General features: G+C 37.4%; 40 protein-coding genes and 1 tRNA gene. 9 read left to right on the forward strand and 32 right to left on the reverse strand.

All coding sequences use genetic code 11. The annotated features are described in order from the left end of the window. Positions 1–4: 4 nt before the first annotated feature. The 12 genes from IGI77_RS12530 to IGI77_RS12585 form a co-directional block, all read right to left on the reverse strand. Positions 5–466 (reverse strand): capsid assembly scaffolding protein Gp46 family protein, encoded by a 462-nt coding sequence (locus tag IGI77_RS12530; protein WP_041120521.1) that lies wholly within the window; start codon positions 464–466, stop codon positions 5–7. A gap of 80 nt (positions 467–546) precedes the next feature. After that, positions 547–1,956 (reverse strand): DEAD/DEAH box helicase family protein, encoded by a 1,410-nt coding sequence (locus IGI77_RS12535; RefSeq protein WP_142964706.1) that lies wholly within the window; start codon positions 1,954–1,956, stop codon positions 547–549. A gap of 59 nt (positions 1,957–2,015) precedes the next feature. Next, positions 2,016–2,777 (reverse strand): hypothetical protein, encoded by a 762-nt coding sequence (locus IGI77_RS12540; protein WP_231434896.1) that lies wholly within the window; start codon positions 2,775–2,777, stop codon positions 2,016–2,018. Beyond that, on the reverse strand, positions 2,770–4,011 hold the full coding sequence (locus tag IGI77_RS12545) for a phage portal protein (protein ID WP_118215270.1): 1,242 nt from the start codon (positions 4,009–4,011) through the stop codon (positions 2,770–2,772). The genes IGI77_RS12540 and IGI77_RS12545 overlap by 8 nt, the downstream gene beginning before the upstream one ends. 151 nt (positions 4,012–4,162) lie before the next feature. After that, a complete protein-coding gene (locus IGI77_RS12550; protein ID WP_144316765.1) occupies positions 4,163–4,495 on the reverse strand; it encodes an HNH endonuclease in 333 nt (110 codons plus the stop codon). Positions 4,496–4,527: 32 nt separating this feature from the next. Next, entirely contained in the window at positions 4,528–4,875 is a 348-nt protein-coding gene (locus IGI77_RS12555) for a hypothetical protein (RefSeq protein WP_311824836.1), read from the reverse strand. A gap of 210 nt (positions 4,876–5,085) precedes the next feature. After that, the gene (locus IGI77_RS12560) at positions 5,086–5,574 is read right to left on the reverse strand and encodes a hypothetical protein (protein WP_438770166.1); all 489 of its coding nucleotides are present in this window, start codon (positions 5,572–5,574) and stop codon (positions 5,086–5,088) included. 159 nt (positions 5,575–5,733) lie between these two features. Beyond that, positions 5,734–6,057: a hypothetical protein gene (locus IGI77_RS12565; RefSeq protein ID WP_196044568.1), complete on the reverse strand. Its 324-nt coding sequence runs from the start codon at positions 6,055–6,057 to the stop codon at positions 5,734–5,736. 4 nt (positions 6,058–6,061) lie between these two features. Continuing rightward, positions 6,062–6,316: a hypothetical protein gene (locus IGI77_RS12570; protein ID WP_438770167.1), complete on the reverse strand. Its 255-nt coding sequence runs from the start codon at positions 6,314–6,316 to the stop codon at positions 6,062–6,064. Positions 6,317–6,319: 3 nt separating this feature from the next. Next, positions 6,320–6,805, reverse strand: a complete 486-nt coding sequence (locus IGI77_RS12575) for a hypothetical protein (RefSeq protein ID WP_438770168.1) — start codon at positions 6,803–6,805, stop codon at positions 6,320–6,322. A 5-nt stretch (positions 6,806–6,810) separates the two neighbouring features. Further along, positions 6,811–7,095, reverse strand: coding sequence for a hypothetical protein (locus tag IGI77_RS12580; protein WP_438770169.1), 285 nt, complete (start codon positions 7,093–7,095; stop codon positions 6,811–6,813). After that, a complete protein-coding gene (locus IGI77_RS12585; protein WP_218193408.1) occupies positions 7,085–7,495 on the reverse strand; it encodes a hypothetical protein in 411 nt (136 codons plus the stop codon). The genes IGI77_RS12580 and IGI77_RS12585 overlap by 11 nt, the downstream gene beginning before the upstream one ends. Before the next feature lie 109 nt (positions 7,496–7,604). On the opposite strand from IGI77_RS12585, the gene IGI77_RS12590 reads away from it, so the two are divergent. Further along, complete coding sequence (locus IGI77_RS12590) at positions 7,605–7,760, forward strand: hypothetical protein (protein WP_153883646.1); 156 nt, start codon at positions 7,605–7,607, stop codon at positions 7,758–7,760. 42 nt (positions 7,761–7,802) lie between these two features. On the opposite strand, the gene IGI77_RS12595 is transcribed toward IGI77_RS12590, so the two are convergent. The 15 genes from IGI77_RS12595 to IGI77_RS12665 all read right to left on the reverse strand — a co-directional run bounded on the left by IGI77_RS12595 (position 7,803) and on the right by IGI77_RS12665 (position 13,917). Beyond that, on the reverse strand, positions 7,803–8,591 hold the full coding sequence (locus IGI77_RS12595) for a DNA adenine methylase (RefSeq protein ID WP_438770170.1): 789 nt from the start codon (positions 8,589–8,591) through the stop codon (positions 7,803–7,805). 2 nt (positions 8,592–8,593) lie between these two features. After that, the gene (locus tag IGI77_RS12600) at positions 8,594–9,259 is read right to left on the reverse strand and encodes a DNA cytosine methyltransferase (RefSeq protein ID WP_438770171.1); all 666 of its coding nucleotides are present in this window, start codon (positions 9,257–9,259) and stop codon (positions 8,594–8,596) included. 42 nt (positions 9,260–9,301) lie between these two features. Next, positions 9,302–9,511 carry a hypothetical protein gene (locus IGI77_RS12605; RefSeq protein ID WP_169058870.1) on the reverse strand — a complete coding sequence of 70 codons (210 nt, stop codon included), beginning with the start codon at positions 9,509–9,511 and terminating at the stop codon, positions 9,302–9,304. 27 nt (positions 9,512–9,538) lie between these two features. Continuing rightward, complete coding sequence (locus tag IGI77_RS12610; RefSeq protein WP_438770172.1) at positions 9,539–9,754, reverse strand: hypothetical protein; 216 nt, start codon at positions 9,752–9,754, stop codon at positions 9,539–9,541. 43 nt (positions 9,755–9,797) lie between these two features. Then, complete coding sequence (locus tag IGI77_RS12615; RefSeq protein ID WP_438770173.1) at positions 9,798–10,100, reverse strand: MazG-like family protein; 303 nt, start codon at positions 10,098–10,100, stop codon at positions 9,798–9,800. A gap of 23 nt (positions 10,101–10,123) precedes the next feature. After that, a complete protein-coding gene (locus IGI77_RS12620; RefSeq protein ID WP_438770174.1) occupies positions 10,124–10,504 on the reverse strand; it encodes a hypothetical protein in 381 nt (126 codons plus the stop codon). Beyond that, positions 10,464–10,766 (reverse strand): hypothetical protein, encoded by a 303-nt coding sequence (locus tag IGI77_RS12625; RefSeq protein ID WP_438770175.1) that lies wholly within the window; start codon positions 10,764–10,766, stop codon positions 10,464–10,466. Before IGI77_RS12625 ends, IGI77_RS12620 begins: the two co-directional genes overlap by 41 nt. Before the next feature lie 4 nt (positions 10,767–10,770). Continuing rightward, a complete protein-coding gene (locus IGI77_RS12630) occupies positions 10,771–11,271 on the reverse strand; it encodes a Holliday junction resolvase RecU (RefSeq protein WP_438770176.1) in 501 nt (166 codons plus the stop codon). After that, complete coding sequence (locus IGI77_RS12635; RefSeq protein ID WP_438770177.1) at positions 11,246–11,653, reverse strand: hypothetical protein; 408 nt, start codon at positions 11,651–11,653, stop codon at positions 11,246–11,248. The genes IGI77_RS12630 and IGI77_RS12635 overlap by 26 nt, the downstream gene beginning before the upstream one ends. Positions 11,654–11,667: 14 nt before the next feature. Further along, positions 11,668–12,492, reverse strand: coding sequence for a rolling circle replication-associated protein (locus tag IGI77_RS12640; protein ID WP_438770178.1), 825 nt, complete (start codon positions 12,490–12,492; stop codon positions 11,668–11,670). 169 nt (positions 12,493–12,661) lie between these two features. Then, positions 12,662–12,883 carry a hypothetical protein gene (locus tag IGI77_RS12645; RefSeq protein WP_223080229.1) on the reverse strand — a complete coding sequence of 74 codons (222 nt, stop codon included), beginning with the start codon at positions 12,881–12,883 and terminating at the stop codon, positions 12,662–12,664. 18 nt (positions 12,884–12,901) lie between these two features. Then, positions 12,902–13,156: a hypothetical protein gene (locus tag IGI77_RS12650; RefSeq protein WP_413127382.1), complete on the reverse strand. Its 255-nt coding sequence runs from the start codon at positions 13,154–13,156 to the stop codon at positions 12,902–12,904. A gap of 4 nt (positions 13,157–13,160) precedes the next feature. Continuing rightward, on the reverse strand, positions 13,161–13,298 hold the full coding sequence (locus tag IGI77_RS12655; RefSeq protein WP_179190645.1) for a hypothetical protein: 138 nt from the start codon (positions 13,296–13,298) through the stop codon (positions 13,161–13,163). Between the two features lie 13 nt (positions 13,299–13,311). Further along, entirely contained in the window at positions 13,312–13,638 is a 327-nt protein-coding gene (locus IGI77_RS12660) for a DUF771 domain-containing protein (protein WP_041120560.1), read from the reverse strand. A 15-nt stretch (positions 13,639–13,653) separates the two neighbouring features. Next, on the reverse strand, positions 13,654–13,917 hold the full coding sequence (locus tag IGI77_RS12665) for a helix-turn-helix transcriptional regulator (protein WP_142964690.1): 264 nt from the start codon (positions 13,915–13,917) through the stop codon (positions 13,654–13,656). 149 nt (positions 13,918–14,066) lie between these two features. Here IGI77_RS12665 and IGI77_RS12670 point away from each other — a divergent pair, with 149 nt between their 5' ends. The 4 genes from IGI77_RS12670 to IGI77_RS12685 all read left to right on the forward strand — a co-directional run bounded on the left by IGI77_RS12670 (position 14,067) and on the right by IGI77_RS12685 (position 17,034). Continuing rightward, a complete protein-coding gene (locus tag IGI77_RS12670) occupies positions 14,067–14,504 on the forward strand; it encodes a helix-turn-helix domain-containing protein (RefSeq protein WP_270267263.1) in 438 nt (145 codons plus the stop codon). Between the two features lie 8 nt (positions 14,505–14,512). After that, the gene (locus tag IGI77_RS12675) at positions 14,513–14,989 is read left to right on the forward strand and encodes an ImmA/IrrE family metallo-endopeptidase (protein ID WP_142964689.1); all 477 of its coding nucleotides are present in this window, start codon (positions 14,513–14,515) and stop codon (positions 14,987–14,989) included. A 93-nt stretch (positions 14,990–15,082) separates the two neighbouring features. Continuing rightward, positions 15,083–15,793 (forward strand): Ltp family lipoprotein, encoded by a 711-nt coding sequence (locus tag IGI77_RS12680; protein WP_144316750.1) that lies wholly within the window; start codon positions 15,083–15,085, stop codon positions 15,791–15,793. 107 nt (positions 15,794–15,900) lie between these two features. Beyond that, complete coding sequence (locus IGI77_RS12685) at positions 15,901–17,034, forward strand: tyrosine-type recombinase/integrase (RefSeq protein ID WP_041120566.1); 1,134 nt, start codon at positions 15,901–15,903, stop codon at positions 17,032–17,034. A 142-nt stretch (positions 17,035–17,176) separates the two neighbouring features. Here IGI77_RS12685 and IGI77_RS12690 read toward each other — a convergent pair. After that, positions 17,177–17,264, reverse strand: a tRNA-Ser gene (locus IGI77_RS12690). An 84-nt stretch (positions 17,265–17,348) separates the two neighbouring features. Continuing rightward, positions 17,349–17,915 (reverse strand): TetR/AcrR family transcriptional regulator, encoded by a 567-nt coding sequence (locus IGI77_RS12695; protein ID WP_010749693.1) that lies wholly within the window; start codon positions 17,913–17,915, stop codon positions 17,349–17,351. A 278-nt stretch (positions 17,916–18,193) separates the two neighbouring features. On the opposite strand from IGI77_RS12695, the gene IGI77_RS12700 reads away from it, so the two are divergent. The 4 genes from IGI77_RS12700 to IGI77_RS12715 all read left to right on the forward strand — a co-directional run bounded on the left by IGI77_RS12700 (position 18,194) and on the right by IGI77_RS12715 (position 22,182). After that, a complete protein-coding gene (locus IGI77_RS12700; RefSeq protein ID WP_010749694.1) occupies positions 18,194–18,952 on the forward strand; it encodes a threonine/serine exporter family protein in 759 nt (252 codons plus the stop codon). Continuing rightward, positions 18,949–19,419 carry a threonine/serine exporter family protein gene (locus tag IGI77_RS12705; protein WP_128489335.1) on the forward strand — a complete coding sequence of 157 codons (471 nt, stop codon included), beginning with the start codon at positions 18,949–18,951 and terminating at the stop codon, positions 19,417–19,419. Before IGI77_RS12700 ends, IGI77_RS12705 begins: the two co-directional genes overlap by 4 nt. A 188-nt stretch (positions 19,420–19,607) precedes the next feature. Next, positions 19,608–20,207, forward strand: a complete 600-nt coding sequence (locus IGI77_RS12710) for a TVP38/TMEM64 family protein (protein ID WP_005229140.1) — start codon at positions 19,608–19,610, stop codon at positions 20,205–20,207. A gap of 172 nt (positions 20,208–20,379) precedes the next feature. After that, complete coding sequence (locus IGI77_RS12715) at positions 20,380–22,182, forward strand: glycerophosphoryl diester phosphodiesterase membrane domain-containing protein (RefSeq protein ID WP_015510101.1); 1,803 nt, start codon at positions 20,380–20,382, stop codon at positions 22,180–22,182. Positions 22,183–22,356: 174 nt separating this feature from the next. On the opposite strand, the gene IGI77_RS12720 is transcribed toward IGI77_RS12715, so the two are convergent. The 3 genes from IGI77_RS12720 to IGI77_RS12730 all read right to left on the reverse strand — a co-directional run bounded on the left by IGI77_RS12720 (position 22,357) and on the right by IGI77_RS12730 (position 24,092). Further along, positions 22,357–22,977, reverse strand: coding sequence for a hypothetical protein (locus tag IGI77_RS12720; protein ID WP_128489339.1), 621 nt, complete (start codon positions 22,975–22,977; stop codon positions 22,357–22,359). Between the two features lie 621 nt (positions 22,978–23,598). After that, positions 23,599–23,763, reverse strand: coding sequence for a hypothetical protein (locus tag IGI77_RS12725; RefSeq protein ID WP_438770179.1), 165 nt, complete (start codon positions 23,761–23,763; stop codon positions 23,599–23,601). A 119-nt stretch (positions 23,764–23,882) separates the two neighbouring features. Continuing rightward, on the reverse strand, positions 23,883–24,092 hold the full coding sequence (locus tag IGI77_RS12730; RefSeq protein WP_005229136.1) for a hypothetical protein: 210 nt from the start codon (positions 24,090–24,092) through the stop codon (positions 23,883–23,885). Between the last annotated feature and the right edge of the window lie 70 nt (positions 24,093–24,162).

Here is a 24,162-nt window from a genome sequence, read left to right on the forward strand (position 1 = left end):
AATATTACTCTCCTTCTAAATTAAGATTTTCAATTAGATTTTTATAAGCGCCATCTTTTCCTTCACCTAAATTATTTTCAGTATTTTTCAAAGGTGGCGGCGTTTGTTTCTTACTTACAAAACTCGCTAACCGTTCTGCATCAGCTTTGATACTTTCTTCATCATCTCCAACCAAGCGATCTGCTAAATCAATTGGCAATCCGTTTTGCAACGCAATTCTAGTGCGCAAATTCACTGTTTCTTTCTCAGCGATTTGTTTATTTAGATCAGCTATTGTTTGCTCATGAGTCTTAGCGGCATTGCTTGATTCTTCGATTGTTGATTTCAAATCATCTAGTTCTGCTTCTAATGCAGCATTACGCGTTTTGATCTCATCGTAATCAGCGAACTTCCCTTTTTCACGACTCAATCTCTCCTGGATAATACGGTCCAGTTCCTCTTGTGTTTCAATTGCTTTGAATGTCATAATACAAACTTCCTTTCTCCTGCTTGCCCGGCAGTTCGGTAATTTTGTGTATTAAAAAACGACTACCGCTAAATAGTCGTCTAATACCTTTTTTGTTGTTTTTTCTTGGGCTTTTTAATACTACAAGCCCAATGTGCTAATAGTGCACTGTCCATTAAACAGATATCTCTATCTTCAAATTGCGATTTATAACCAAATCCACCGTTGCTACCGATATTGCGCTTCTCACTGTTCGTAACTACTGAACTTAGAGATGGCTGATCTTTGTGGCAAATTGTTTGTTGAAATATCCCTTGTTCCCATAATGAATTGGCAGTAATGATTTCTGATACTTTTGGAAGGATTGGCGCTTTAATTTTAAACTCTTCCATTTCTTTAGTTAGGATATTTTGACCTCCAGCACCGTCAATGACCACTGCATTTACGTTAGCTTTTTTCAAGAAATTAATGATCCATTGATTGCCATTTCTTACAGACACACAATCAATTGCTTCAACGAATATTTTTCCAGATAAAGTTTTAACTGCAATACTCATTGCAACATTCTGTCCATCATTCCCATACTTAATACCAACATACAACGGTCCTTTCAATACAGGCAGAGCTACTACTTTCAACCTTGTCCAATCCTTAGCAGAAATAGCAGATTTTTGATTGTACTTAGGCCAGTATCCTAAACGCTGTACGTTATGATCGAGTTTGTCATCACCAAGTTCCGCTTCAATCTTTCGTTCCGTCAAATGATATCCCAATGAAGGATTGGAATTATACCAAGCCTCGACATCATGGATATCTTTCATATCCTCAACTGACCATTCGGCCCATCCAGAATACTTCGATTTACCGAATAGCGTAGTATCTCGATAACCTGTAAAAACAGTACCACTAGATACAGGAGTTGGTGGCGTACCACACATAATCGTCATAGGGTTTTGACTGTCTGTCACGGTATACTTCAAAGCTGATTCTTGCTCAGTAGTGTATTCTTGAGCTTCATCGATCACAAGCAAGTCAAATCCTTCCCCAAGCCCACCACTAGATGTTCTTGTTCGGAATTGAATCACGCCGCCAGTTGAGTATAGCTCCAATCGTTCTTGACCTTTAGCTTTGATTGAATTGAAGTCCTCGCCCTCAATATATCCCGTGTCTTCAAGTAATTTTTTTACTTGTTCATATGAAGCGTGAGACGTACTGATTCTGTGAGCCGTATGCAAAATACTTAATCCTTCTTCTAAAGCATCTAACTCAATAATGTAAATAACCTCGGTTTTACCGTTTCTTCGTGGAATTGAGAAACCAAACTTTTGATGAACCCATAAATTATCTTCATCAATAGCCAAGATAGGTTCAAGCATACTAATTTGCCAATCATAACAATTGCGACCAGTTCTTTGATATCTTTCAATCGCTCTTTGAGATACAGATCTATCATATGGAATAATTACCGATTGAGTAGGATGTTGATTACCAAATTTCACTTTAGTAGTCATAAACTATCCCCTTTCAATCTCGATCATGCATGATAACCCTGTCGCTGGGAGATATTGGATCACGCATCCTTTCTCAAATTTATATTTTTTCTAGCTTGAATTTTCTGTTCCTTTTGTGGATCAGTCCAAGCTTTTGACCATACATTTTGTTTTCGACCATCACCCGGTTTATATTCAACTATACATTTACACCTTTCATGTCTTCGATAAATATCATCTGGTAAATCATAATAATCAAATGAGCCAGCTAAACTTTTACACCAATCACAAGCATGTCCGACTAAGGTTCTGTTGACTCTTGGCCTTAACCCAGATTTCGCATGAAAATCTACATTTGCTTTAATAACATCATCAACAACACTTTGACTAAAATTTACGATCGGTTCTCCTAATACCCACTTAACAGTATCGAAATCTTCTGCTGCTGATATCTTGTTTACAAGGCCATTCACCCTGTCTTGGTTGAAGTCAGGTTTCTGTCCTTTAATTTTAATTGCCGCTTCTTTGTTTAACTGCTCTTGAACATCAACAGAAAAATTTGAAATCAAATCGTAATTATTTTTCAGCGTTTCATTAAGCAACCGATCAGCAATATTAAAATACATTTTCCCGTCAGGAAGAATGTCAATGTTGATATTGCTGTCTAATACATTTGCTAATATTTCTCCAATTTCAATAGCAAACTCATTTACATTTTTGTATGTGGCCTTACGATTTTTGAGCAAAGAAAAAGCAGACTTCAACTTCTGACTATTGATTGTCTGCTCACTAAATTCATTTTTAATTTTTTCAAGTAATGCGGGAACAATGTCGTTATCCATTACTATCGCCACCTTTTATTCCAGTTAAATCTCTGATTGTTTCACTATTGATATATCCTGGAATCGCTTGATTCAATTTAATCGCACCATCTCCAATTAATGTTAATGAATTGGCATCAGCTTCAAATAATGGTTCCCACTTAGGAATTGTTTTTGCAAACTGATATCTAAAATACGGGTAGTCATCACGTAAACAAGCAGCAATAAATGCTACGTTCAATATTCCAGATCCTAACGATCGTTGTGCTTTACGTCCAGCTAGCCTTAAATTTTCATGACTTGCCCGAATCGCTTCAACCGATGAGGGATTATCGGAAACAAATCCTAAGTCATCCAATGTAAGTCCTGTTTCACCAGCGAATCCAGCAGCTGCAGTTTTTAATTGTTCTGTAAATGGAGTCATACTAGAAGTCGTGAACTGTCCCACTGTTGGAGCATTACCACCTTCTCCAACTGTAAATTCGAGCATCGCTGAAATGGTTGCCTTCCAAGTATCCAATGGTTCTGAATCTTGATCTGTTCCTAAAACATATTTTTGCGGAAATGAGTAAAATTCTGCGGTGATATCTGCACGTTCTAGTGTACGTTTTGCGTATGACTGGTAATACATACCTGATCGTGTAATACGAGAACGACCAAATGGCCGAACTGCATCTGGCCGATGAATTACCGGCACTAATAATGGATAATCAAAACTATGTTCGATAGGTTCATCCGGTATATTTTCATCAGCATAATAGTAATGAGTTATACCAGGCAGAAAATATGCTTCAATAGATGGATTTCCATCTTTATCTCTTTCGAGAACTGCATACCCTTCCGTTAGAAGTCCTGTAATTGGATCAATAATCCCCGTTGCATTGCTTGCTTCAATTATTTGTAATCTAGGTATTTCTCCTTCACCCCTTGAAATATAAACGAAAGAACAAGAAGCAATCAAAGATGACAAAACCAAGCTATCAAAAAATACATCCGGATTATTTGCTTCAAAAATTTCGTTTACCTCAAAGTCATCATGTTCAAATTCACGAAAAACTAAACGATCAGCCAAAGAATCCACCCCTTTGGCACACCATCCTAAAACTGATCGATATCTTTTTCTTATTTCAGGTGGAATTGTGATTCCGAAGCTTGATTCATTCTTCTTCATATCGTATTGTCTATACCTTAAATCAACACGAATTTTATGAGTAGCTAGCTTATTTCTTAGGTACTCAATGCCATAAATTTCCATTATTTCACTCCTTTCAAAAAGTCGCGTGAGAAAAAATGTACAGTGACGGCGTGAAGCTCGGCCGCCAAGGCGGAGGGGTACCTATCCCCCCCTTCTCTTTTCGCTTGTATCAGTTTTTAATTTCTTTTTGGTATGATTGTATCTAAATTTTTTAACCGCCATAAGAAGCCCAATCAGTGCTTTGTGGAAGGTTTCTGTTACCTACAACTTTAGGCGCTTCATCTTTGACCGAGTAAAGTTTGTCAGACTTCTGTCTGTTGCAGGTCCAGTGAGCCAGCTGTAAGTTTTCGATGCTTGATGGATGACCACCTTTATTGATTGGTACAATGTGATCCACTACTGGACTCAAAGGATGTGGTGCCTTTAGTGTTTTATCAATAGGCTTACCGCAAATGCCGCAAGTGTTGTGAGTTTTAAGCAGTACCCTTTTGTTCTTCTCAAAGGCTACTCGATGGGGTCCTTGTCTGTCTGCTCTTAACGCCATTGTATAGGGTCCTTTCTTTAGGAGATGGGGTACTAAAACGATTCAATGTTTAAAGCTTTAAATGCAGCTAACAACTTAGGGAATTGAATTGCAATCCAATCTACTAACTCTTCATCTCTTCCCCATTTACTGTTGTGATCCAAACCCGATTCAAATAAGATTGCATGAATAAGCTCATGTCTTATGGTTCTCTTTTCATAATGCTCCATAGCCTGCATGTTATTAGGATCACCATCATCAAGGGGAGCAATGAATATTTCTTTAGTAGTGAAGTCAGTGATCCCATCAGCTCCACTTATGAAAGGTCTATCGAGTTCTGTTGTATCTTTGTAAATTGTGTACTGCGTTCCTAGCACATTCACTTTGCTAAACTCTTTCATGTGATTTCCTCCTTTAATTTAATTAAATATAAAAAGACAGCACTAGCGAATTTTGATTTGAAGTGATTCACCTCGTTTCAAAATAATGTGCTGTCTTTCTATTTATTCAAAGAAGTTTTGCGATAAGGAGCTTTCCTCCATTCGGTTTATGATTATGTGAGTAGCCATAGACCATCTCTCGTTTCTTCTACGCTATAAATATATTCCATATTAATCAAGTTTAAAACTAGAATTAGTGGTGCAACTTTTGTGCAACTTTTCTCGATGATCTTGCAATGATATCTTCATCTTCAACTTATTTTTGTTTAAAATATACTCATCGACAAAATCAATTGCTTTTCTTAATTCAGTATGTTTCTTTTGAACATACGATGTACTGTAGTTAAGATCTTCGGCAATTTTTTCTAAAGTCATCCCTTCAACATATTTCAAATACATTATTTGATTATCTAATCCCTTAAATGACTTTATCAGTAGAACCATTTCATTTAGTTGATCTTCTAGTAATTCAATTTCTTCTTCAATTATTTGAATATTCTCTTCTAAAGAAGCTGACCTTGAGTTTTTTTCGAGACGGACGTTTGCTAAATCACCACTGACCCATCGTTCCAATTCCAACTTACTTTTGTTAAGATTCCATTTCATGAAGAGAATCTGCTCTTCCAAATCTTGATAATTTTTAAGCCACTGAAATCTCACAAACGCCACTCCTTTTATGGTAAAATAATCATGTCACTGGTCACTTACCCAAAAGGTAGTGGCTTTTTTATTTGCCTTCTTTCTCGTCCATCTTTTTCCCGACAATTACTGCAATGACCATAATCACCACGAATCCCGAAAATCCCAATATAGCAAACGTCATAAGCAATCATCCTTACAGATCAGTTCCCATCTTTCGATTTTGTCTACTGGCAGTGTGAGAATGAATATTTGATTTTCAACTATAAACCGAGCCATCACTTCATTTGATTTTACTGGACTTAGTTCAACTCCACGGATGAGTAATTTTGAACCATTATCAGCATGGAAATAGTATCTACGCCCATACTTTGAATTCTCTAATATTTGTTTTGCATTACGCTGTACAGTCCGTTTTTTCTCTTCCATTTTTAGAACTTCATTTTCTTCACGTTCTAAAGCGGCTTCTCTCATTATTTGCCACATTGGTTTTTGATTTTTCATTCTTTCATCCTCCGTTTAAAATAGCTTTAATCTTTTTGACTTGTTTCTTCTTAATTCTGGATTTATTGGTTCTTCTATAGATAGCATAATATCTTCGTATTCGGTCATCGCCTGATACCTTAGCTAACCTTTCCCAATCCATCCTGTTAATTACTTTAGAAACTGCTGAGATAACATTCGAGAATACCTCTACAACTCCTTGTATTACTAACCCGATTCCATCACTTACTTTTTCAAGTCCGGTTCGTTTGTTTTCCATGTTTTAGCCTCCAAGCTTAAATGAATTAGTTGAAGAATTACAAATCTGATTTGCAATACCACTCGATATATTTATCTCCATTCCGGATTGACTCAGCATATTAGCAGAAATACTTGTTCCAGCTATTAACCCCTTATTCAATTGTCTTCCGGTTATATATGATCTGGCTACCTTATACAATTCGCCTCTAGGTACAAAGTTAAACTTATATATTTCAAAAAAGCGGTCATTGCTCATTTGAAAGAAATCTAACGCTAATTTGAATTTTGAATGCCCTTTATATGTGCCGTATTTTTTAATAAAATATGCCCCACGATCATCATCTGCTTTGATTTTATCTTTCTGGTTGTCATTCATTATTTTGCTGGCTTCTGATTCTGAAACATTCTCAATGGACATGATCCATATTTTTTCTAAGCAAGCTTTCATGACTTCTTCATCGTTCGAATTCATACCATGCAAAGCAATTCGTGCTATTTCTTTTAACATTTGTTTCATCCTCCACTTTCCATCGCATCTCGCACTAGCGGATCATTAATAATAATCTTGTACTTCATCTCCTCATACTGCAGCTGTTCTTGTAACTGCTCAATTTGCTTTGATTGGGACCAAATTACGTACGTTGATCCCCAACAAGACACAGCAAGCATTGCTAACAAGATATAAATCACGTATTTACTTTTCAATTGTTTATTCCCCCAATCCGTAATTGTATAGGATAGCCAACTTAGGCCAAGGATCGTTAGCAGCATTATGATGATTGCTTGGCTAGTTTTCATTGGCTTCCACCAATTCAATTTCTGTTTCAGCTTGCTTTATAACAATATAGTCTCCGACAAGATTTAAATTGTGATCAACGATGATTTCGTAACATTTATTCATTGGAAAATACTGGGCTAATCTCGATTCAGGATAAATTTTATCCGCATTTTTTAATTCAGACATATGCGCGATATCGTATTCTTCGCTATACCAAACTACTTGCCAAAAAATCCCTTTGGTTAATTTTCGTCCAACAACTATGCAATACTTTTCTTCAGTATCTTTGCGAAATACTTCTGTTTCGATTGGCTTATCTGGGGTATAGCCCTCAAAGTAAATATTGTTACCTGCTAAAGTCATCTTCAGTGCTGTACCGTCATGTTCTCCGTTTATAAAAACATCATATGCGTTTTTCATCTTATCCCTCCTGTTTGCTATCGCTGACGATTGCGGAATAGTTATTTAATACTCAAACACACAATCTTTTTGATATGTTATAATTTATTTCTAAGAAAGGAGATTTTTTATGACTGAAAAGATTGCTTCAACTCTTAAAGAGTGTACTCATGATTTTAAAAGAGAAGTTTTACTTGGTATGCCAACTGGTGATTACAAATGCCAAAAATGCGGGCTTGTTACTTCTAAGCCTTCACAGGTTGAAAAATCTCCAATCAAAGAATGAGCCGACCACTTGGTTGGTTCTTTTATTTCTTCGGATAGCTGACTAACCAAATAATGACAGTTGACCGTTTGGCTCAAAATTGCACCAAAGTGTTTCTAGCCTACTTTGACCGGCTTCTGCATTCGCTTGAAATTGTACTTTGTACCATGAACTTAATATGTCATCGTACATTTCACATTGATACCCGCTTAATATCGCTTTGCCTTTAAAATCAGATGAAAGGAAATCCAACAGTTGTTCATGTTGTTTATCTTCAAACTCCGTTTGATAAAGCCTGCCTTTTCTGGTCGCCATCACATACGGTGGATCGATATAGGCAAATACAGTTTTGCGATTGTATCTTTGAAGTAATTCAATTGCATCTTGATTTTCTATTTGAACTTGTTTAAGCCGTTCTGCGACTTCAATTATCCGCTCTGGTATTTCATTCCATTCATGAATCTTGCCGCCTATCTTATCGATATTACTTCTCCATCCAGTTTTATGTTTCTGAATCCCACCAATAGATTGCCAACTCTGAATTAAAAATGTCCTGGCATCTTCTATACTATCGCCCACAGTCTGTCCGCTCAGCTGGTGCTCCAATCTGCTATGAGGTGTTAAATAGACAACCTTTGCTAACTCTTTTGGTTCATCTCTGCACACTTTAAAAAAATTATAAACACGTTGGTCCAAGTCATTTATTGTCTCGACCGCTGATAGTTTTTTGTTAAACAAGACAGCTCCGCTACCGAAAAATGGTTCCACATAAGTCGTATGCTCTGGAATCATATCAACAATTAAATCCGCCATGCGCCATTTACTACCAGGATAATTTAATATTCTTTTCAAAATTAGTTCACCTTCTTCAAAACTGCAGCTGAAACATATTCCTCACTGATACTTGCAATATGCTCGCAAAGCTCTTGGGGAATTCTCGAACGATCAACACTTCCCTTTATCCCTTGTGTACCTGTCTGCGATCCACGAGGTGCAGAAACGTGGCAAGGTGCTCCATTCTTGCACATCGGTTTAAATTTCGGCTCTGGATGATTTGTCCATATATCCGTTGGCTTCATGCGTGTATCGCCGTACTGACAATAAGTTACTGTATATCGTGGTAAGTCTTTCATAAATCGCATCTTCCGCATCCCACCTCTGGGATTCTCGATAAAGAAGAGTTTAGGATTCAAATCTCGAATCAATTTCAGCATATGTTGATTTGTTAAATCACAAAATGATGCATATTCTGATTTCGCGGCTAGATTTCCATCTGGTTCTTTCGTTCGATGATGACTGATTGCAGCGATACTGTATGATGTGCAATCTGGACTGGCCCATATCACATCCGGTTGTCCAAATCTAAGCAAGATATCTTGTGCAGTGATTTTTGAAATATCGGCATACCAGTCAATATTTTCATGCTTTCTATCCCATTCGATAGAAAAGACTTCATGCCCTACTTTCTCAAAAGCTTTTCCGATGGATCTGGTACCGGCAAATAATTCTAATACTTTCAAAGCTTTACCTCCTTCAGTTGGTTATTTTGGTGGATAGCGGAATTATTCTCTTCCTTGCGACATAGCCATCAATGAACCTACTAATGCATTAAACCCATTTTGAGAAAATTCCATAGTAATAATTTGGACTTTCCTTTTTCTTGTAGGAAAAGCACGAGCCGTTACTTGATAATTCCCACTCTCTAGTTTTTCAACATCGATTACTTTTTCAATGTATCCACTCTCTGGGAGTGCTGAGTTTTCTATTTGCATAACGCACCTCCTAGTTTTTTATTTCTGTCACTTACTTCTTTCTTTTGCTATCCCCATATCAATGATTTGCTTAAAAAGATCCCACTCTTCAAATGTCATAGAAATATCATGCTGCTTAATAGCGTGCTGATCCACCGTTGTGAAATAAATGAAGCCTGTGCCTACATCCGCAAACAGTTCATGTGTGTCGTTGGTATGATTATCGACAATAGTCAAATCTTTAACGTCCGCTGATAATGCCATTTCTTTCCATCCTCCTATTCCGTTATCTCTTCCGATTCAGGAATTATTTCAGGTCACTGGATTTAACGAAAACACCATTGACCATCTTTCCAGTCCGTCCTTTGATTTCGTCATAAGCAAAGTTCAAACATTCGTACAAGGCCATATCATTTTGCATTGCCAAGATGATCAAGGTTACTATTACATCGCCAATACCATCTCTTAGTGCATCTTGATCGTTTCTTGCTAATGCAGCTGCAACTTCACCAGTTTCTTCGACAACTTTCAACATTTGTTTGCTAGAATCTGCTTTATCCAATCCTTTTTCTTTAGACCATTGTTCTACTAATTCAACTAACTCATTCATAAATTTCCCTCCAATTATTTTGATTAATCGTAATCAACCACCGCGTCAATGGTTCCACTCCAATCCTTATAGCGGTAAGTCCTTCCTTGTTTATCTTCATGACCATAACGTAATAAATCGTTCATCATTCGATTTGCTTTTTTGCACTTCCGACATACGTCTTTCCGAGTACCTGTGAAAATCACTTCGCCTTTGTATAGAACTTCAACAATTCGCAAATGGGATTGCTCCCCTCTCCATAGTTCAACACGCAATGCTTCCCGCTCTTCCTCAATTAATGGATCAATCTCTCGATCATCAAGGTTAGAAAGGTAAAGCAATCGTTGTAGTTTTAAAGCACGTTCTCTGTGGCGTTTCTTTTTCTCATGTTCTTTCTGCTTCATCGCCTGTTGGTTCTGTTTCATGTTGATCACCTCCTGCATCTGCTGGCTTATACACATATTCATAAGGCTCCCACTTCTTATTTCCGAGAAGGCGATAGTACTTTCCTGAAAGTGTAATAATAAAATGATAGGTATCCGCCTTTTCCGGAACGTAACATCTTGCATAGTATTGACGGTAATTCTTGGGATTGTTAGAAAAATACTCCACCGTCCATCCTCGTATCTTGCAAAACATGGTAAATTCGACACGTGCTACTTTGAAACTTGTTATTCTTTCATCCATAGGATCACCAATTTGTTTTATTTAGAAAATCGATGTAGCCTGGCGTAGCAACCTGATATTCTTCCAACTCTTCTTCAAGAATGTACTGACGGCCATATTTTGCTTTCATGTTCTGCCAATCACTCCATGGGATAAACCCAACGGTCTTTTTGATCATGCAACAAACACCTGCCATCGCTCCTAATTTTTGATGGAGATCCAACAATGCCTCTTGATTGTGTGTGATTACTGATTTCTTTAATCGATCCGTTGTGGTCATCTTTGCTTCAAAAACAATGGCACGTCCATCCCAAAGAGTTCCTTTGTAATCTGGTTGAGCTTTCCCAATCGGATAAACGATCATTCTGCCATCGCCGAGTATCTGCTTCACACGAAACGGTTCAGGTGTTTTTTCAATTAAAGCTATTTCTTTTGTTCTGTAATACCAACATCCTTGATCAATCATTTTTTCAAAGATATCGCCCAAATCATTGTTGACTCTATTTTGGTATTTTCTTGAAGACATCGTTTCTACCTACTTTCTTCATTAGTTCAGTAATAAATCCTTCTTTGTCGTTTTGCCCAAATGTATCTAATGTTCTTCGGTAAATGCGCTCATAATGTGCTTTATCTTCAAAACAAACGAATTGTGAGTACCGATCGCTCTTAACTATTCCTGTGTATGCTGAATGATCATTTAACTTGTTTGATGCAGCATCGCAAATTTGCTGATTTTGAAGAAACCGGATTTCCTTTTCTTCTGATTTGATTTCCAATGTTTTAATACATGGAGAAAATTTCCCTTTGTTTTGATTATCAATGTTTAACATCAAAAAGACTTCCTGCATCATGTCGATACAATCTGATTTATCAAAGCAGGCGACCAGATACGTTTGTTTACTTTCCATTTCTACCTCTTTCTCTATCCATCATAATTTCTGAACAGTTCGATTTTGAAATACCACCCACGATCCTCATCGTAGATTTTCAATATATCTCCTAAAATCCGGTATTGAGGAAACCTCTTGAGAATTTCCTCTGCTCCATCATCATTGGACATACCTAATTTATTTAGTTTTCTAAATGACCAATAATCATCGTTCGTTGTTTCGTGTGGTTCTTTAAGGTTTCGACTCTTGGACCATCGCTTTTGACCTTTCTTCCACTGGCGATTTTCCCATTTCTCTTGACCAGTTAAATAATTGACCAAGCCTTGCATCCCATCTGAATCGTATTGAATGTTTTGCACTTGCCTTCTACCAAGAGGCTGCTTCTTCTTTCCTCGACCTTTAGACCAAACATTCTCAATTGCATCCCTTGATGGTCCATTGTTTAAAACAATATGGTGATGGATTCGAGTGATATAGCCTACTTCCTCATCGTATTGATAAGAGGTAAACCACATGTACTTGAGTTCGAACCCTTCTTTCTCATAGAGTCTTTTTAGTTTTTTCAAAGTGTTTTCTTGATCACGCTTGGCGTCAGCAGGCTTTTCAGGTAGAAACTGATCGGAATAAGTGAAAGTGGCATAGTAATCTTTCTCTCCAAAGTTTGCATATAGGAACAATGCGGCCTTTCTTTTACTTTGGGCTTGATTCCATCTTGCTTGAGATAAGCCAGTTACTTTCTTTCTCCTACCTCTGGGTTCTCTGCATTTTCGTTCTTGCTCGATCGTCCTACTGTAAAGTCGGATTTCTTTATATGGTCCTGCTTCCACTCTGCGTTCTCTAACAAATGATTTCTTCATGACAAACACCCCAGAATTTTCTACGTCCGTTAAGTTAGTATCTAATACAAGGACGATAAAACGCCGAAATAGCAGCGTTTTTTTGCAAAAATAGTCTGAGGATGGTATACTTATCTTGTCGGAGATAAGAAATACCATTCTCAGAAGTCGCCAAATTTGGCGGCTTTTTTTATTGTTCTGAAAACTGGAAAAGAACCTTTTCTTCGGTTTGTTTTCCAAGATGAAAAATATGGTGATAAAGAGTCCTTCCACGTAACTGAAATGTTTCTACTCTACCTCGTTCAGTTTTCGCTTCAATACTGTATACATAATTCTCGCCACGTTTTCTCATACGCACCTGCATCACAATTGCAGGCATCTTTTCCAAATACTCGATCGCCTTCGATAACATTTACATCACCTGCAGCTTTCACTCATACTGGATTCCGCCCTTTTTAACCAGATCCGGTAACAAATTTGGGATGGCCATTTTTAACTTTTGAAACTGGTCATCTGAAACAACGAAATATAAAGCAATCGTTGGTGTCTCATCGCTATCAAATGAACGATCCTCTACTTCACATGTCGATTCAAACTTATTCCAGATAATCGACTTAATTTTTTGAGTGTATGGCTTAACATACATTCGATTAGTAGTGAAAATAATTTCTCTTTCTTTAAACATCTAGTTATCCTCCAATCATTAATAGGAAACAAATAGCTAACAAAATACCGTTTAACAATAAGCTGGCATAAGCAATCCCTTGTAATTGACGTGCTTTATACAATGGATTGTCATGGAGCGTAGCTAACCATTTCTTATTCACAAAATCCCTCCTTTCAATCTGACATGATATTTGCCCAGTTTTCTTGCAAATACTTCGCCATTTCTAAAGCATTGAATTTCCAAGGATTCCCTTTGCCTTTTGAGTAACGAACAAAACCGCCGTTCCTGACATCTAGTATTTCTCTGTTTGGATAAAGGATTTTTTCCTTTATCCAATCTTCGTCAGTAGTTTGCAGCCGTTCCTTAAGATCATCCATTGTCCATGTTTGACCCATCAAATCTTTTTTCTTTAATGATTCATATTCTTCAATTTCCACAACTTTTAAATGCGAAGGTATTAAGATTTGAATCGGTGTATTGATTTCAATGGTTTGAGACATAGTGTTTCTCCCTCCCTAATTTCTTTGTTTGCTTTTGAAGGTCAAAATGATTGATTTCTTTTTATCTTGCTCGTGTACGAAATTTTCGTATTCATTGCCTAAAAAAATTTCATCATACTTGACACCGAAAGCATCAATATATTTCCTAAGCAAACTATCTTTTATTTTGGAAGAGTCTTTTTCCATATTTTGAATAGTTCTTGAAGTAACATCAAAAAGTTCTGCTAGCTCTTCCTGAGTCAAACTATGCATCACTCGCAACTCTTTTAGGGTCTTCATTCAACTTCCTCCTCATAGTTCTGTATTTGATGAGTCAAATATAATACGATTTTTTCGTATTGTCAACAAATAAATTCGTAATTTTCGTACTTATATATTTACTTTGATTCGATTTTTTCGTATAATATGAAATATAAAGAGGTGAAAACATGGATGATAAACAAAGGAATATCATTATTGCAGCAAATATAAAAAGTTTTATTAGAAAAAATAATATAACCCAAAAACAGTTAGCTAAAGAAATTGGGATTTCTCCATCAACTATGAGTGACTATATGAATTTGCGCTCTAATCCATCTCATGGAGTTATTCAAAAAATCGCTGATTATTTTGGGATTATGAAAAGTGATATTGACACTACTTACAAAGAAAGCAAGTCTTCAATAGATTCTATTTACAGCCAGTTGAATATGGATCGCCAAAAAAGAGTATATGATTTTGCTCAAAATGAACTCAAAGAACAGAAGAAAGAATTATTCACAATCGCAGCTCACTCTGACGATCCTAATAGGAAGTTATCTAAGAAAGAATTTGAAGATCTAAATCGATATTTAGATGAAGCAGATAAAAAATTTGATGATAAGTAGGGTTGCAGATGGATGATTTTGAAAATCTTTTAAACAAGGTTACGACTGAAATTCCAGTTATAGAATTACCTTTAGAGCAGGATACTGGATATACAGGTCTTTATAGAAACAATCGGATCTACTTAGATAAAAATAAATCAAGTAGAAAAAAGAAGGTTGTTTTGGCTGAAGAATTTGGTCACCATAAAAGAACTATTGGAAATATTCTTAATTATAAAGATCCCGAGGCTTGGAAAGAAGAATGGAAAGCTAGAAGATATGGTATTGAAATTCTGATCACACTTGATGATCTCTTAGACTGTGCTTTGAATGGATGCAACAACATTTATGAATGCAGCGAACACCTGAACGTAACTCCCGAATTTTTTGAAGATACTCTCATTCACTATTTCAATAAATACGGTAAATACCATTATCATCGCAACTATAAATTTACATTCGACAATGAGTTTATATTCGTGGAACCTATTAAAATTTTTGGATAAACAAAAAATCTTTTGGAAGTTCCCGCTCCCAAAAGATCTGCTCATTTCTGAGACTGTACAAATATATTATATCAAAGAAATGAGGAAAGAAAAATGGCAAAAAGAGTTAGAGGCGAAGATGGTAAAATGTACAAGGTTAAGAAACCATTTTACAAAAGGGTTTGGTTTTGGGTACTAGCTATTATCTTTATAGCAATAGTGGGTAACGGTTTATCTGGTGGTAATAATGATTCTGCTGCCGAAAAATCTTCAAATAGCTCTTCTGTTGCAGATAAATCGACGAGTTCATCAATTAAAGAAGAAAGTTCATCTACAGTTGTTGAAAAAGAGTCTAAGCCAGAAGATAATGTTTCTAGCGAATTTAAATCTGCACTGAATCAAGCGAAATCATATTCAGATACAATGCACATGTCCAAACAAGGAATCTATGATCAGCTAGTATCCGAGTATGGTGGTCAATTTCAACCTGATGCTGCGCAGTATGCAATTGATAATATCCAAGCTGACTGGAATGCTAACGCACTGGCACAAGCTGAATCTTATTCAGATTCGATGCATCTGTCTAAACAAGGAATTTATGACCAACTAATTTCTGAAAATGGCGGTCAATTTACAGCTGAAGAAGCGCAATACGCTATTGATAACATTAAAGCTGATTGGAATGCTAATGCATTGGAACAAGCAAAGAGTTATCAAGAAAGCATGTCAATGTCCCCTGAAGGAATTAGAGATCAATTAGTTTCTGAATACGGAGGTCAGTTCACACAAGAAGAGGCTGATTACGCTGTTAATAATTTAAATTAATAAAAAACACGTCCCTCTTCTTGGCGGTCGAGGACGTGCTGGACCCAAATAAACGTAAGGCTTATTTAGTCATGCCTATTGTAGCAAAACTAAGGAGTTGAATCAATATGGCTAGTATTCAAAAGAAAGATAATGGTTGGCAGTATCGTGTTTCTTATAAGGATACTGATGGTAAATACAAAACAAAAACTAAAGGGAAATTCGCTACAAAAAAAGAAGCTCATTTAGCTGCAGCTGCTATTGAAAAAAAACTAACTGAAGGGTTTAAAATTTCTGATGCTGATCAAGAATTTCCTGTCTATTTTCGAGAATGGTATGAAGTTTATAGAAAAGGCAAATTTTCAAAAGCAAATGATGCTGATATAGAAAAGTCTATAAAATTTGCGGAAGCAAATTTCAAAGGAATAAAACTTAAAGATTTGAATAGGAAAATTTATCAGCAGAAGTTGAATGAATTTGCTAAAACAAGACGATCCTCCACTGTCTCAAAAATTCACATCTATATGAAAGCAGCTATCCAGGATGCACTGCAAGAAGGAATTATTTTTAAAGACCCTACTTATAAGGTTTCATCTCGTGGTGGTATTTCAGATAAATCAGATAGAGATAAATTCCTAAGCTACAATGAAACCAAAAAACTCACAAATTCTTTGATTGATGGCATCAAGCCAACCTACGTATCTAGATATATGATTCTTTTAGGTATTGCTACAGGAATGCGATATGCGGAGATACTTGGATTGACTTGGAACTGTATAGATTTTGAAGATAAAACTGTTAGAGTTGAGAAAACATGGGACTATGTATACAAACAAGACTTTTCAAATACAAAGAATTACCAATCAATGCGCCTTATTACTGTTGACGACTTCACTCTTGACCTTTTAAAACAATTAAAGAAACATCAACGTGAATATTATTTTGGTAGGATACTAAAGAATGAGAAAAATCTAGTTTTCCTAAATGACGATATGGAGTTGATATCAAACTCTGCAGTAAACAAAACGTTGAAGAAACATCAAAAGAAAATTGGAATAGATCAACCGATAAACTTTCATGGACTTCGACATACACATGCATCAATACTTATCTATCAAGGTGTTAATCTAAAATACGTTTCCAGACGTTTGGGCCATAAAAAAATTGAAACGACATTAGGTATTTATCAGCATATTCTTGATGAAATGGAACAAAAAGAGTCTCAAATCGTTAGCACGACAATGAGTGAGCTGTTTGCATGAATTCATAATCTCGTGCAAAATTGGTGCAAAATCATTCTATTTTCTCTAGTTTTCTCCCACTTTCTTATATTTAAAAAAATGCAAGAACCCTTGATATATAAGCATTCCTTATATAGTCAAGGGTTCTTCTGGTTTCTTCATAAGGAGAGTACAGGATTTGAACCTGCGCGCCGGGATGAACCGGGTCGGCGGATTTCGAGTCCGCTGCATTACCACTCTGCCAACTCTCCATAACAGTTATTTTCGCTAGTTTTATTAAAAATGTCAAGAAAAATCTGCACCCAATAAGTAATGGGATGCAGATTTTTTGTTCTTTAATCGAAGATATAGCTATCTTTCTTTTCGATTACGCCTTCAATGGTCTCGTTGATGATTTTGATGATCTGGTCATCGGTGGGTGTGATGATACCCGCCGACATTAAGGAAGCCAAACCAGTCACAACGATCCATGCGCCATTATGTAGTGCATTTACCGCATCTTCTGAAAGATCCGCATATTTTTCTTCTGATTTGATCAAGGATTTGAAATAGGTCGATGAAAAATCATGCATCAATTTCCCACCGCCATAGTCGTCGATAAAAAGGGCAATGTAGAGATTGTGCTGCTCTTGAGCGAAGCGTATATAATTCAGGCCTAAATCAACAAGTTTGTCTCCTGTTCGAACAACTGGAAAAACATTTTCCGATAAATCTTTGAAAACAGCCTCCACCAAGGTATTTTTTAAGTCCTGCATATTTTCGAACTCAAGATAAATCGGTTGAGTAGAAATTCCCATGTGCTTAGCGATATTCCGGGCCGTAAAATTGCCAAAACCTTCTCTATTGATCAGTTCATAAGCGGCCTTCAAAATGTGTTCTCTTGTATAGACCTTCCTTCGCATCAATAAATCCCCCTTTTTATATTTATTTAATTGTAACCGAGATATTCATTTTTTTAAAATAAAACACTCCATCCGTTATCTTATTTCTATTCACTTTGTTCATTAAAAACGAATGTTTACTAATTAAAAGAAGTGCTTCTCCTTTCATTTATCACAAAAAATCCTACGCATTGGCTGCTAGTTATTTTTCAAATCTACTTTTCTTCCTTGTTGAAAACTCGCTGAAATTGTACACTAAGAATGTAGTGCGCAAATTCGATTGAAAAAGGAGTTTGGAAATGGCTGAATCAAAAGAGCTATTATTGGAGACCTGTTTGTTGGCAGGAAAAATCATGATGGAAAACGGCTCGGAAGTCTATCGAGTGGAAGATACAATGAATCGAATTGCAGCAAATGCCGGGGAGCAAGGCAGCATTAGTTATGTAACAGCAACTGGACTTTTTATGGGCTTACGCAGTAGCCACTATGCACAAGTAGAAAATGTTCATGATCGAGTCATCAATCTCGAAAAAATTGTTGCCGTCAACGGATTGTCTCGTGCCTATGCTGAAAAAAAAATCTCGTTAGTGGAACTGCACGAGGCATTAAAAAAGGTCAATCCAACGACACCAAGTTTTCCTTATTGGCTGCAGGTGTTTAGTGCGGGCGTGGTCAGCAGTACTTTAATGATTATTTTCGGCGGTGCTTGGTTTGATTTTCTAGCAACGTTTGTCATTGGCTGTCTGGGATTTTTATGCGCCTATTGGGTCAAAAAAGTCATCGATATCCGCTTTTTGGATATGTTTTGCGCCTCTTTACTGATCGGTACTTTGTCTCTTCTAGCGGTCTCTCTTCATGTCGCACAAAACGTCGATAATTTGATTATCGGTGCCGTCATGCCCTTAGTTCCTGGTGTAGCGATCACCAATTCCTTTCGGGATATTTTGGCAGGCCATCTCATCAGTGGGACTGCTCGGGGAACTGAAGCTATTTTCACAGCTGCCGCGATCGGTGTTGGCATCGCCACGGTCTTCACCTTATTTGGAGGGATCTCATGACGATTTTTATTCACCTTTCCTTTAGCTTTTTCAGCACCGTGACCTTTGGTATCTTGACCAATATTCCTAAAAGAGCCTTAGTTGCAACAGGCATTGCTGGAACGGTTGGCTGGATGATCTATTGGTCATTGAAAACGATTGGCTACGGTCTAGGCAGCGCCAACTTCTTAGCCGCATTTGCCGTCGGTTGCGTCAGCATCTTTTTTTCCCGCAGAAAAAAAATGCCCATGATCATTTTTAACATTCCTAGCCTCGTTCCTCTCGTACCGGGTGGTCCTGCCTACAAAGCCGTTCGAGAATTCGCTTTGGGCGACAACTTTGTCGGCTTTGAAAATCTGATGATCGTTGTCATCACCGCTGGGGCGATCGCTGGAGGCTTCATGATGACAAGTGTGGTTGAAAAGATCGTTAATCGTTGGCAAATGAAGCGAACGAAAAAACATCCCTCAGATAAAAAAATCTCCTGAAACTATTGGTGCGCAGAAACTATAAATTTTTCTTATTTCAGACTTTAGTACAATGTTTTCTTTTCGGACTTCTTTTATAATAAAGGCATACCTTACAAAACTGTTTGACGTTTGTCATTTGTTTTACTGGATTTTTCTGGTCTCACCCCGTATAGTGGGATTATGAAACATAAAGGAGATGAAGTCCTGTGAGCATAGCAACTTCTCGTCGTATCATTAATACGATTTCTATTATTGGCTTAGGTTTATCTATCGCATTAACGATCTATTTTATCAATCTAGGTGTTTTCAAAGACATTAATGCACTGCGAGGTCTAGTTGGAAATTCCGTTATCTTAGGACCAATCGTCTTTATCCTTTTGCAGATCTTGCAAGTAGTGATCCCGATCATTCCCGGTGGTGTCTCCAGCGCTGCAGGTGTCTTGATTTTCGGTCCTTATCTAGGATTCGTTTATAACTATGTAGGAATCAGTATTGGTTCTGTCATTATTTTCCTGCTAGGCCGACGATACGGTAAACCATTCATTTTAAGTATGATCAGTGACAAAACTTACGATAAATATATTGGCTGGTTAGATAACCAAAGCCGATTTGAAAAACTTTTCGCCCTTGCAATCTTTCTACCAGTCGCCCCAGATGATGCCCTTTGTCTAATGGCTGGCTTGACCAACATGACAGTGAAGAAATTTACGTTGATTATTTTGTTGGCAAAACCTGCTTCAATTTTCTTGTACAGCATGGCTTTGATTTATGGTGGAACATTCTTAACTGGTTTGTTAGGCGGATAAGAAAAATAGGTAAGAAAAACGATCAATTCATTGAGCCGAACATGAAGGAGCTGCTTTTCATACAGGGATCTATACCTGTGGCGAATGTGCTTCTGAAACTGTTCGACTCTTTTTTTCCGCCTTTTTAGAATAAATAGGAACCAAAATACTTACTTTTGTTAGGATGACGACCATGAATTATTTAAAAAACAGCTTAGTCAACACTTGGGATTTTTTGAAAGACAGCAATGCCTACTTCCGTGATGTGTTACTGATGCACGGTGCTTTGTTGTTCTTAGTGATCCCAATCTTATCGGCTTCCACCAAGTTCGTCTTAAAACGTGGGGGCTTGCCTTACCTTTCTTTTGATAATATTGGCAGTATCTTTACCGACCACCCAGTCGTGCTGCTCTCATTAACACTGATTTTACTTTTGATTTTATTAGCCGTCTTTTTTGAGTTTACTTTTTTGCTGCTAAGTGTCTATTTTATTAAAAAGAAACAGCCGATCAGCTTGCGGCAATTGTTACGGATGACTGTTTTGCAGTTGCGTAAATTACGGCCGATGACCTTTTTATTTTTCCTGTTTTACTTCTTACTGATTTTACCGATCGGTGGGTTGAGTTTTAATTCTGATTTACTCGCAAAAATCAAAATTCCCGCATTTATCATGGATTTCATTTTTGCCAACCGTGTCTTGATCATCGGGGCAGTGCTGTTGGTTTATGTTTTGTTGATTTACTTGGGGATTCGCGTGATCTTTGCCTTGCCAGAAATGATATTACGTGATCTGCCCTTTCGAAAAGCGATCAAAGAAAGCCTCCAAGTAACAAAACGCCGTTTTTTTGCCATCGTTGGACAATTTGTCTTTATCGGTGGCAGCATCTTGTTGATTTCGACACTGGGCTTCACTTTGCTGATTACCATTCAGGCGGTGATTGAAGTTGTTACACCGGACTATGCGTTGTATAGTGCTGTTTTTATTATGACTTTCTTGCAGTTTATCTTGTTACTGAATGTCATTTTATCGACGGTAGCCATTTTTTACATCATCGTTGATTTCATGGATGATGAAGGCTTTTTACCAGAGATTCCTTCATGGTTCCACCAAGAGCCATTGAACCAGCGTCATTTCTTAGGTCTAAAAAGTTCGTTGTTTACCTTGGTAACGGTGCTTTTCGGTGTCGGTGTTAGTCTATATAATATGAACTATCTGACTTCAGCTGCTTCGATCCATCCGGTAACGATCTCCCATCGAGGGGTCAGCGACGGACAAGGGGTCCAAAATTCTCTTGAAGCACTACGCTTTACTAGCGAGAAGTACCACCCAGATTATGTTGAAATGGACGTCCAGCAAACCAGTGATGGTCATTTTATTGTCTATCATGATTTTTCTTACCGTCCATTGACAGGTGGTCAGGGCAAACCAGAGCAATTGCCTTTGAGTTACGCCGAATCACTGACAGTTTCGGAAAACAACCAGACAGCGCGTATTCCAACCTTTGATGAGTACTTGGCACTTGCCAACCAATTGGACCAAAAACTGCTGGTGGAGATCAAAACGCAGCGAAAAGATACCGCGGAACTTGTAAATGCCTTTTTAGCAAGATATCAAGAGGACCTCCTTGCAAATGGTCATATTATGCAAAGTCTCTCCTATACAGTTGTTGAGGAGTTAAAGGCTCAGGCGCCTCAATTGATTTCAGGATACATCATGCCCTTCAATGTCGTGGGGCCACCACTGACCAGTGCTGATTTTCTGACAATGGAATACAGTACGATCAACCGCAACTTCATCGCTTCTGCCCGAACCGATGGCAAGGAAGTGTTCGTTTGGACCCCCAATGATGCGGATACTATCAGTCGGATGCGTTTTTACGGGGTGGACGGGATCATTACTGACCAGATGGGGATCTTAAATGAAGAGTTGAGTGTGACGGAAGAAGATATGACTTATTCAGACAAACTATTGAATTTTGTGATCGGCGTTGGCTGATCTCCTTCTAAAATTGCGGTCAAAAGATCTTTTTGATCTATAAGGACTTAAAGAGCCATTTCAGCTAGAACAATTGAGAAATCCAAGGATCCCGTCATTTGCTTGAATGACGGGATCCTTGTGTAAATGCGGATTATGGTGAGTTGGAGAATAAATGTCACGTGACCAGTTCAACTAAATTTGAACATTTAATTGAACCGTTGCAGAGCCACCCATCCCACTTATATAAACGGTGACAAAACTTCTTCCCCCTGTAAAGCTCACTACCCCTGATGGGTAGTATTGAGAGTAACCAAATCCTGTATCGTAAGAAAACGTATTAGAAGTTGGATACCATGTCTTGCTAGGACCTGATAATACCGATGCTACTTGGGCAACGACTTGACGATTACTCAACACATACAATGTTGAACTTCTTGACCATGAACCATTCACCCTAGATAATTTAACAGAATCCGATGATCTAAAATCATATGTTACAGTAAGATATGCTGTTATTCCTTGTTGTGTAGTGCTTCCGCTATTACTCGCTCGTGAAGCATCAGACAACGGGATAGAGAAATCAGCCTTAAATGTTTTCGTTTCTTCGCTTGGATTCAAGATATTTTTAGGAGTTATTGTTGGTATTTCGGTAATATCTACATCAAAGTCAATAGATAAATCACTATCTACAATTGCCTCAACACTAACCTCTCCAAACTTTACTGTCTTAACAACCTCATCTGCATTAGAAACAGTTGGGAAAATAACAAGCATCAAACAACAAAATACTAAACTGGCAAACAACTTTTTCATGAATAGTTCCCTCTTTAACATTTTTAGTAAGCGCTTACGTATTTATTTCAAATCATTTTTGAGTTAAAATAAATAGTATATAAATAAAGAAAGGTTGTTATTTTTATGCTTGCTAAACTACTTAAGATCTTAAAAAAAAAGAAACACCCACAAGAAGTTAGTTCGCCACTGAATCAATTTCAATCAAATGCGGAAATTTCAAAAAAACTTAAAGAGTTAAAACGAAACGAGAAAAAAAGGAATAAAAAGTAATTTAACACTTAAGGAAGACTGGTCCTACTTACCTCACGATTTTTTATGCTAAGGTGTCTTTAAAATACCGAAGGCGCACTCTTGAAAGGCTAATCGTTTGATCTCACGATTTTGGCTGCACCGGTTACTTTCTTTGCGATTATAGTAATCGGTACCTCCATGACACTTTATTGAGCCTTCTCCCCTCTCAATGTTTTAAAAAAAATTCCTCAAGCGAAGCCAAAAGATATTTTTCTTGAAAGAGCATACGGGAAATATGACCTAAAGTCACGAAAGTTCCATAGCACCAAATAATTTTAGCAAGCAAAAGAATTTGGCGTATAATACTACATCACCGTTACTTTCCTATCAGGAAAGCGTATCTTAAAGTCACAGAATTTTATGAAGCGACAGCAAGAAACAAATCATGGTTACACCAAAGAGCCCTCCTACTGTGAGTAAGTGGGCTTCTTGGTGCTGTTGCGACTCAGCGTTATATTGGTGCCAGAGATCAATTGCTTCGGTTGTTGGCTTATGGTCTAACCAACGATCCATCAGCAAGTACACTCCCCCTAAAAAAGGGATTTATAGTTTATCGTTCGAATGAATTATGTCTGATTTTACTTAACACATCAGACCTTATTTCCAAAGAGCTCGTTTTTCTTGCGAGTTCTTCAGGCAACGTTCGTTTGCGTACAAATTTTATTGAAACTGACGATCATCCGACGATTACAAGCTTCTACTTGTGCTTGATCTTCTTCTTCATAACTTGAAACGACGATCAACGCCGTATTTACGTATAGTTTTTCAACCACACCAATCACAGGCTTGCTCGCCCCGACAGGTTGGCAGACATATTTTTCACCAATCGTAATATTCTCCATATCCTCACCTCAACCGTTTTCTTTCTTAAAGATATAATAACAAAAAAGCATCAAATTGAAAACGTTTTAT

Source organism: Enterococcus sp. DIV0213h, assembly GCF_051711285.1.
Classification (GTDB): Bacteria; Bacillota; Bacilli; order Lactobacillales; family Enterococcaceae; genus Enterococcus_D; species Enterococcus_D casseliflavus.